Below are 8,887 nucleotides of genomic sequence, written 5' to 3' on the forward strand. Positions count from 1 at the left end.
CCCACAGGAAGACCGGTGTTTCGACGAGATCGAAGCGATGGCCGACGAAGACCGTCAGCAGCAACACCAACGAAAAAGCGGCCGTGCGCCGCGACCATCCGGCCGCCTTCGACGTTTGCCGTGCGGGAATGCTAACCATCGTTTTCTGCGCTGCCCCAACCCGAACGGAGACTTAGAACTTTTTGGCAGCGGCTTGAAGCCGAAAGACACAACATTCCCGTCAATCCGTCGGCAGGCGATAGTCCTTGAACTGCTGGCGCAAGGTGATCTTCTGGATCTTGCCGGTGGCGGTGTGCGGAATTTCACCGACGAAGGCGACATCGTCCGGCATCCACCATTTGGCCACCTTGCCGTCCATGAAGTCGAGAATATCAGCCTTGCTCGGTTCCTTGCCCGGTTTGCGGACGACGACCAGCAGCGGCCGTTCGCCCCATTTCGAATGCTGAACGCCGATGGCTGCCGCCTCGGCGACATCGGGATGGCCGACGGCCAGGTTCTCGAGGTCGATGGTCGAAATCCATTCGCCGCCGGACTTGATGACGTCCTTGGCGCGATCGGTGATCTGCATATAGCCGCCGGCGTCGATGTGGGCGACGTCGCCGGTGTCGAACCAGCCATCCTCGTCGAACTGCTCCACGCCGGCGCCGCCATAATAGGCCCGGGCAACGGCCGGCCCACGCACTTTCAGGCGGCCAAATGTCGTGCCGTCCCAGGGTTGCGCATTGTTGTCGTCGTCGGTCACCTTCATTTCGACGCCGAACGGCGGGTAACCCTGTTTCTGCTGGACATCGAGCCGGGCTTCGCCCTCAAGACCGGCATAGTCCGGCTTCAGCGTACACAGCGTGCCGAGCGGCGACATTTCGGTCATGCCCCAGGCATGGATGACCTGGACATCGTAGTTCTGCTGAAACTTGGTCATGATCGCGCGCGGGCAGGACGAGCCACCGATGACGACCTTGTTGAGATAGGGAAGCTTCTTGCCGGTCTCCTCCAGATGCTGCAGCAGCATCATCCACACGGTCGGCACGGCCGCGCTGAAGGTCACCTTCTCGGTGTCGAGCAGTTCATAGATCGAGGCGCCGTCCATCTTGCAGCCGGGCATGACCAGCTTGGCGCCGATCATCGGCCCGCTCTGGCCAAGGCCCCAGGCATTGGCGTGAAACATCGGCACGACAGGCAGAATCGTATCGCGCGACGACAGCCCCATGGCGTCGGGCATGGCAGCGATCATGGCGTGCAGCACGTTCGAACGATGGCTGTAGACGACGCCCTTGGGATCGCCCGTGGTCCCGGACGTGTAACACATGCCTGCGGCGGTGCTTTCGTCGAAGGTCTTCCAGGCGAAGTCGCCATCCGCCTCGTCAAGCCAGTCTTCATAGGCGACCGCGTTGGGCAATGTCGTCGGCGGCATATGCGCCTTGTCGGTCAGCACGATCACCTGTTTCAGCGATTTTACGGCGCCGGCGATCTTCTCGAGTAGCGGCACGAAGGTCAGGTCGACGAAGACTGCCTTGTCTTCGGCATGGTTCATGATCCAGACGATCTGCTCGGGAAACAGCCGCGGATTGAGCGTGTGGTAGATGGCGCCGATGCCCATGATGCCGTACCAGGCCTCGATATGGCGTGCGGTGTTCCAGGCCAGCGTCGCGATCCGATCGCCCAGCCCATAGCCGTCGCGCTCCAGCCGCTGGGCGACCTTCAGGGCGCGACGATGGATGTCGGCGTAAGTGGTGCGCACGATCGGCCCTTCGATCGAGCGCGACACGATCTCGCGCACGCCATGCTGCCGCTCGGCATTGTCGATGAGCTTATGGCAAAGCAGCGGCCATTCCTGCATCAGTCCCAGCATTCGGTCCTCCCTCACGCTTTTGCGTTGTGCTTTTCGGGCTATTGTGGAGCGAACCGGCGGATTGTCCAGCCGCCAGCACCACCGAGCGCCGCATTGGTGAAAAACCGCCACAATCCGGCCATCGTCGGCGTTAAGCTTCGTTAACGGGCAAAGGGGTGCGATTGGCGACTGAAAGAGGTTCGCATGGACGCGCAGCTCGACGACAAGGCTCTCGAGAGTACGCTTGCCGAAAGTTTGGCCGATCTGGTGCCGGACACAAAGACTGTTTCCGAAGATGAATTTGTTGAAGTTGTCGGCGGCGCGCTGGAAGCGGTCGGCGGCACGCTGCTGTTCAAGATGTGCGTCCAGAACCAGGGCGAGGACCAGCACGTCGCGGCCGCGTCGGTCGGCGATGGCGGAAACCGCCAGTTCCTGCTGCTCACCTTGCCGACCGGTGGTGGTCCCCTGAAGGTCGAGACCGTATCGAGAAGCAGCAACCCGGTCGCCGGGATCGCTGCCGCCTATGCCGGTCTCATGGACGTGTTCAAGGCCGCTGCCTGACAGCTGACGACAAGTATCCCGAGGATTCCGAGCCGCGATCCATCGGCGTCGGCTAGGCAAGTTTTGCGTGCTGGATGGCGATGGTGGCTTGCGCAATGCGCTTGCGCGACACACTTAAAGTCGACGCAAGGAGAGCCCCGCATGGATCAGATCGCCAACCCCGCACCCGGTTTCCAACGCAACCCGGACAAAATCATCACCATCGAGCCCTATGCCGGCACCGTTACCGTGCGTGCCGGAGACGTGGTCATCGCTTCAACAGCGAAGGCCAAGGTGCTGACCGAGGCTCCCTATCCGGCGGCCTTCTACATTCCGTTCGCCGACATCGATTTCGGCAAGCTTGGCCGCACCGACCACTCGACCCATTGCCCCTACAAGGGCGATGCAAGCTATTGGAGCGTGCTGCCTGCCGGCGAGACCGGTCACAACGCCATGTGGGCCTACGAGCGGCCTTTCGACGAGATGGCTGAAATCGGCAACCACGGCGCATTCTATGCCAGCAAGGTCACGATCGAAGCCAAACCGGACTGAGCCCACGCCGAAGGCATCGGGATAAGCTCGGCTGGCCACTCACTCCGTCGTGCCGTTATTGCCGATGCCCTCGGCATCGTCGAGCCGCACAAAGGTCAAGCCCCTGGCCTTGAGCGCCAGCAGCCCCTGCACCACGCCTTCGCCGGCCGCATGGGTCGGCTGGTTGATATGCGAGATAATGACGTCGCCGTCCTTGGCCGCCGCGATGCGCCGCGCGGTTTCCTTGGCGCCGAGCAAAGAGCCGCCGTCGCCGTTTATCGAGAATCCCGCGACCTTGAAGCCAAGCTTGCGGATCATGGCGATTGCCGACGGGCTGTATTCGGCGGTTGCGCCACGAAACCATTTCGGCGCCGGCTCGCCGGTCCCGGCAAGAGCGGCGGCCCCCGATTCGACCTCGGCCAGCACCGCATCCGGGCTGCCGGCGCTGCGGATGCCGTAGATTTTCCGCGGCGTGTCGACCGCCGGGATGTGGTGGCCGCCGTGATTTTCCAGTTCGAACAGATCGGGATGCGCCCGCATGATCTCGACGGCGGCGGCGTTTCGCTTCAGCCAGATGCCGGTCACGAAAATGGTGGCGGGGATCTTGTTGTCCACCAGCGCCGAAAGGATCCGGTTGTCGGTCTGCCCGCCGCAGGCATCGAGCGTGAGTGCCACACGGCCGGCGCCGCTCGCCTCCGGTTTGATATGCAGCGTCGGCTCGACGAGCGGCGCGGCATGGCCGACGGATATCATCGCCAACGACATGGCGATCATCCAGAGATTTTTTTTCAGCAGGTGCATCAAACCGATTTCCTGACCCGTCATTTCAAGCAGGCATCCCAAGGACCCGCATGAAGGCGGAAATCGGGATGATGCATAGCAGAAAAGCGTTCCACGCGACAATGTGACCGTTCCTGTGGCGAAGGGGTCATTCCACCGCGTCGAGAGCCGTGCATACGACGCATGATTTCAGATGGCGCGTTCCAGCTTCATTTCGGTGCGCGAAAGAACCTCGCGCACCGCGTCGACCACAGGCTTGACCTCCAGGCCCCAGACGCAGCATGCCTTGCTGGGATCCGGCGCGCGGCAAAGGTCCTCGGCCATGCAGGCGCAAGGCATCGGCGGCTGGAGCGAGATGCTGGGCACGCCGACGGGACCCCAGCGCGACGGCTCCGTCAGACCGAACAGCCCGACAACCGGGGTCCCGGTGGCTGCGGCCATGTGCATCGGGCCGCTCTCATTGCCAAGAAACAGCCGGGCCTGTTTCAGCACCGCCAGCAGGCTTTCAAGCGACAGGTCACCGACGAGACTGACGACCGACGGCGCGGTCCTGGCGACGATGCGTTCGGCGATCTCGCGCTCGTCCGGGCCACCCACCAGGACGACGTCCAGGCCGGTCTCGCCGGCGATCTCGACGATCACTGCTGCAAACCGCTCCGGCTGCCAACGTCGCCCCTCGAAGCTTGCACCCGCATGCACGGCGATGAAGGCGTTTGGCCGCAGATGGTGCTGACCCAGCAGCGCCAATGCTTTCGCCGTCTCCAACGGCAGCGGCTGAAGGTTCGGAATCACCGTACGAAGTTCGATGCCGAGCGCTTCGAGCGGCGAGAGGTAGCGATACAGGAAATGCTGGCCATCAAAGCCGTAGGGCTTGGCAAAGACGTTGGCGGGCTGCCGCTCCAGCATACGCAAAGGTCTTTCGGAAGGATTGTAACCGACACGGGTCTTTGCGTTGACGAGCCCGGTGACGATGCGCGACGTCTTCGAATCGCTCAGGTCGATCGTCAGGTCGAATCGGAAGCGGCGCAACGCCCGCACCATGGCGTAAAGCTCCTTCCCGCGCTCCAAGGGCGTGCCGCGCATGCGGTCGCGCCTGAATGCGACCACCTCGGAAGCGATACCATGGGCCATGACGAAGCTTTCGAAGCGGGCCTCGCACAGAAAGACGATGCTGGCGCCGGGGAATTCGAGCCTCAGGTTCTTGGCGAGCGCCGAGGCGAGGACGAGATCTCCTATGAACTTGGTTTGGATGACCAGGATCGAGTGGAACGGCGCGGGAGAAATCTGCAGCATGTGTTTCCGGGAGCAATTTGCGATGGCCGCAAATTGGGCAGGAACAATGTCGAGATTACGCGACGCCGCCAGCACGTTCGCGTGAATTGCCTTACAAAACGGTAAGCTGGATGGACCCTATCCGCGGCCTGTCTTCGCAACCAGCACCGCTGCCTGCGCGGCCGCCAGCCTGGCGATCGGCACGCGATAGGGCGAACAGGACACGTAGTCGAGGCCGACCTCTTCGCAAAAGCGGATCGAGGCCGGATCGCCGCCATGTTCGCCGCAGATGCCGAGCTTGATGTCGGGCCGCGTCGCCTTGCCCTTTTGCGCGGCCATGCGCACCAGTTCGCCGACGCCGTCGATGTCGAGCGAGACAAACGGGTCCTGATCGATAATGCCCTTCTGGCGGTAGGTTTCCAGGAACGAGGCCGCATCGTCGCGCGAGATGCCGAAGGTCGTCTGGGTCAGGTCGTTGGTGCCGAAGGAGAAAAACTCGGCCGATTCGGCGATGACATGGGCGCGGATCGCCGCGCGGGGGAGCTCGATCATTGTGCCAGTCAGATAGTCGATCTTGACGCCGGTTTCCTCCATGACGCTCTTGGCAACCGCATCGATACGCGCCTTGACGTAGTCGAGCTCCTTCACCAGGCCGACCAGCGGCACCATGATTTCGGGCACCACCAGCGCGCCGGCCTTCTTGCCGGCCTCGACGGCCGCCTCGAAAATGGCGCGCGCCTGCATCTCGGCGATCTCGGGGTAAGAGACGGCCAGGCGGCAGCCGCGATGGCCGAGCATCGGGTTGAACTCGTGCAGCGCCTCGGTGCGCTGCCTGAGCTTGTCGGGCGACACGTTCATGGCGGCGGCGACCTCGGCGATTTCAGCCTCGGTCTTGGGCAGGAATTCGTGCAGCGGCGGATCGAGCAGTCGGATCGTCACCGGCAGGCCGGCCATGATCTCGAACAGTTCGAGGAAGTCCGAGCGCTGCATCGGCAGAAGCTTGGCGAGTGCGGCGCGCCGGTCCTTTTCGGTGTCGGCCAGGATCATCTCGCGCATGGCGACGATGCGGTCGCCGTCGAAGAACATGTGCTCCGTGCGGCAAAGGCCGATGCCTTCGGCGCCGAAGGAGCGCGCCATGCGCGCGTCGAGCGGCGTTTCCGCATTGGTTCGCACCTTCATGCGCCGCACCGCGTCCGCCCATCCCATGATGGCGGCAAAATCGCCTGACAGTTCAGGCTGCAGCATGGCAACCGCGCCCTTCAGCACCTGGCCGTTGCCGCCATCGATGGTGATGATATCGCCCTTGCGGAAGGTCTGCCCCATCGAGAGCAGCGTGCCGGCCTTGTAGTCGACGCGCAGCGAGCCGGCACCCGAGACGCAAGGCTTGCCCATGCCGCGCGCCACAACCGCGGCGTGGCTGGTCATGCCGCCGCGCGTGGTCAGGATGCCTTCCGCTGCATGCATGCCATGAATGTCTTCGGGACTGGTTTCGATGCGCACCAGGATCGCCTTGCGGCCTTGCGTCTTCAAGTCCTCGGCGTCGCCTGAGGAAAAGACGATCTCGCCGGTAGCGGCACCGGGCGAGGCCGGCAGTCCGATGCCGATGACATCGCGCGCGGCCTTGGGGTCGATGGTCGGATGCAGCAGCTGGTCGAGCGAGGCCGGGTCGATACGGGCGACGGCTTCCTCCTTCGTGATCAGCCTGTCCTGTGCCATCTCGACGGCAATTTTCAGCGCCGCCTTGGCGGTGCGCTTGCCCGAGCGGGTCTGCAGCATCCACAATTTGCCGCGCTCGATGGTGAATTCGAGATCCTGCATATCGCGGTAGTGCTTCTCCAGGCTATCGGAGATGGTGACGAAGGACTGGAACGCGTCCGGCATCAGCTTCTGCAGCGACGGCTTGTCCGAGCCCGCTGCGATACGCGCCGCTTCGGTGATATTCTGCGGCGTGCGGATGCCGGCAACGACGTCCTCGCCCTGCGCGTTCACCAGGAACTCGCCATAGAGCATCTTTTCGCCGGTCGACGGATTGCGCGTGAAGGCAACGCCGGTGGCGGAGGTTTCGCCCATATTGCCGAACACCATGGCCTGGACGTTGACCGCCGTGCCCCAGCTTTCGGGAATATCGTGCAGGCGGCGATAGGTGATGGCGCGGTTGTTCATCCAGCTCGAGAACACGGCTGATATCGCGCCCCAGAGCTGCTCATGTGGATCCTGCGGAAACGGCCTGCCGAGTTCTTCCTCGACCTTGGCCTTGTAGAGCGCGATGACGCCCTGCCATTCGAGCGCCGTCAGTTCGGTGTCGAGCTCATGCCCGAGCCCGCCTTTCTGATCCTCCAGGATTTCCTCGAACACTTCATGGTCGAGACCCATGACGACATCGGAATACATCTGGATGAAGCGGCGGTAGCTGTCATAGGCAAAGCGCGCATCGCCGGAATCGGCGGCCAGCGCCTCGACCGTCTCGTCGTTCAGGCCGAGATTGAGCACGGTATCCATCATGCCGGGCATCGAGGCGCGAGCGCCGGAACGCACCGAGACGAGCAGCAGTTTCGACGGGTCGCCGAACCGACGGCCGGTCAGCCGGCCGATGTGATCGAGCGCGACCGCGACATCGGCTTCCAACCCGGCCGGGTAGGTACGGCCATTGGCGTAATAGGCGTTGCAGACCTCCGTGGTGATGGTGAAACCCGGCGGCACCGGCAGCCCCAGGCTGCACATCTCGGCCAGGTTGGCGCCCTTGCCGCCCAGGAGATTCTTGTCGCTGGCACGGCCTTCCGCCGCACCATCGCCAAAGGTGAAAACCCATTTGGTCATGCATCGCTCTCCGGTTGCAGGAGACTGGAAAGATTGGCGAAACGGAAAGTTCCACCGGTCCGTCCTTGGAGCGATATGATGCTGCAGTGCGAAAGGCAAGGCGTCGGTAAAGCAGCCCGGCCACTACAATCGATTAAGCAAAGCCGTGCCCCAGAATACGGCGCTTCGAAACCGATCGGCCCAGCTCCCAGGCGGCTTGCCAAGGGATGGATCGCCGAAGCCGTGCCGGAAATTACATCGCATTATTGGCCCTATCGTTCGGCGTTGGTGCGTTGCAGGCGGTAGCTTTTCAATCGTATCAAACAATGCTGATGATCAAAAATTCCCCGCACTGTTGATCTGAGAAATAGATGCTTGCTGGCACAGCCGCGCTGTCGTAGCTCTTGGTCGTTCGCAGTCGGATTTTGGTGATGGGCGCGACCTTTGAGGATAATTGTCCGGTCCTGAGCAATGAAGGACATTAACGGCGTCATCGTGGCCGTCGGCCACAGGCCGTTCCGCGCGTTGGGCGTCGACGGCCTGATGGCGCTTTGCAAGACCCCCGGCGTCATCTACGACGTCAAGGGTCTGTTCCCCAGGCATGTCACGGATGGGCGTTTCTGATGAAGGTTCTGGTCACCGGCGCGGCCGGCTTCATAGGGTATCACGTAGCGAAGCGACTGCTGGAGCGCGGTGACGAGGTCGTCGGCATCGACAGCGTCAACGACTACTACGATCCGCGGATCAAGGAGGCGAGGCTGCGGCTTCTGGACGAGGCGAGCCGCAAGACCAATGCCGGCTATCATTTCATTCGCGGCAATCTCGCTGACAAAAGCGTGGTCGACGCCTGCTTTGCCGATCATGCATTCGACCGGGTGATCCATCTCGCTGCCCAGGCCGGGGTTCGCTACAGCCTGGAAAACCCGCATGCCTATGTCGAAAGCAACATCATCGCCTACACCAACATGCTGGAGGCCTGCCGCAACAGCGCCGTCGCGCACCTGACCTATGCCAGCACGTCCAGCGTCTACGGCGCCAACACCGACATGCCGTTTTCCGAGCATCGGCCGGCCGACCACCCGCTGCAATTCTACGCCGCGACCAAGCGCGCCAACGAGCTGATGGCGCACAGCTACAGCC

8 protein-coding genes are annotated in these 8,887 nt (G+C 62.8%); 4 read left to right on the plus strand and 4 right to left on the minus strand.

Annotated elements, in window-relative coordinates:
- Nucleotides 1-220: 220 nt before the first annotated feature.
- The gene (locus EN943_RS31550) at nt 221-1,849 is read right to left on the minus strand and encodes a fatty-acid--CoA ligase (RefSeq protein ID WP_127415945.1); all 1,629 of its coding nucleotides are present in this window, start codon (nt 1,847-1,849) and stop codon (nt 221-223) included.
- 183 nt (nt 1,850-2,032) lie between these two features.
- Between EN943_RS31550 and EN943_RS31555 the strand changes: the two genes are divergently transcribed.
- Nucleotides 2,033-2,389 carry a hypothetical protein gene (locus EN943_RS31555; RefSeq protein WP_127415946.1) on the plus strand — a complete coding sequence of 119 codons (357 nt, stop codon included), beginning with the start codon at nt 2,033-2,035 and terminating at the stop codon, nt 2,387-2,389.
- 141 nt (nt 2,390-2,530) lie between these two features.
- Nucleotides 2,531-2,920 carry a DUF427 domain-containing protein gene (locus EN943_RS31560; RefSeq protein WP_127415947.1) on the plus strand — a complete coding sequence of 130 codons (390 nt, stop codon included), beginning with the start codon at nt 2,531-2,533 and terminating at the stop codon, nt 2,918-2,920.
- Nucleotides 2,921-2,959: 39 nt separating this feature from the next.
- Here the strand turns inward: EN943_RS31560 and EN943_RS31565 are convergent, their stop codons facing one another.
- The 3 genes from EN943_RS31565 to ppdK all read right to left on the minus strand — a co-directional run bounded on the left by EN943_RS31565 (nt 2,960) and on the right by ppdK (nt 7,768).
- Nucleotides 2,960-3,700 carry a polysaccharide deacetylase family protein gene (locus EN943_RS31565; protein ID WP_127415948.1) on the minus strand — a complete coding sequence of 247 codons (741 nt, stop codon included), beginning with the start codon at nt 3,698-3,700 and terminating at the stop codon, nt 2,960-2,962.
- Nucleotides 3,701-3,868: 168 nt separating this feature from the next.
- The gene (locus EN943_RS31570) at nt 3,869-4,972 is read right to left on the minus strand and encodes a glycosyltransferase family 9 protein (protein ID WP_127415949.1); all 1,104 of its coding nucleotides are present in this window, start codon (nt 4,970-4,972) and stop codon (nt 3,869-3,871) included.
- Nucleotides 4,973-5,089: 117 nt separating this feature from the next.
- Nucleotides 5,090-7,768 (minus strand): pyruvate, phosphate dikinase, encoded by a 2,679-nt coding sequence (ppdK, locus tag EN943_RS31575; protein ID WP_127415950.1) that lies wholly within the window; start codon nt 7,766-7,768, stop codon nt 5,090-5,092.
- 450 nt (nt 7,769-8,218) lie between these two features.
- Here ppdK and EN943_RS37815 point away from each other — a divergent pair, with 450 nt between their 5' ends.
- Nucleotides 8,219-8,371, plus strand: a complete 153-nt coding sequence (locus EN943_RS37815) for a hypothetical protein (protein WP_164778475.1) — start codon at nt 8,219-8,221, stop codon at nt 8,369-8,371.
- Nucleotides 8,371-8,887, plus strand: a 517-nt coding sequence (locus EN943_RS31580) for a GDP-mannose 4,6-dehydratase (RefSeq protein WP_127415951.1), incomplete at its 3' end; no start/stop codon positions are given. The genes EN943_RS37815 and EN943_RS31580, both read left to right, overlap by 1 nt.

Origin of the sequence: Mesorhizobium sp. M7A.F.Ca.US.006.01.1.1, assembly GCF_003997935.1 — a bacterium.
Taxonomy (GTDB): Bacteria; Pseudomonadota; Alphaproteobacteria; order Rhizobiales; family Rhizobiaceae; genus Mesorhizobium.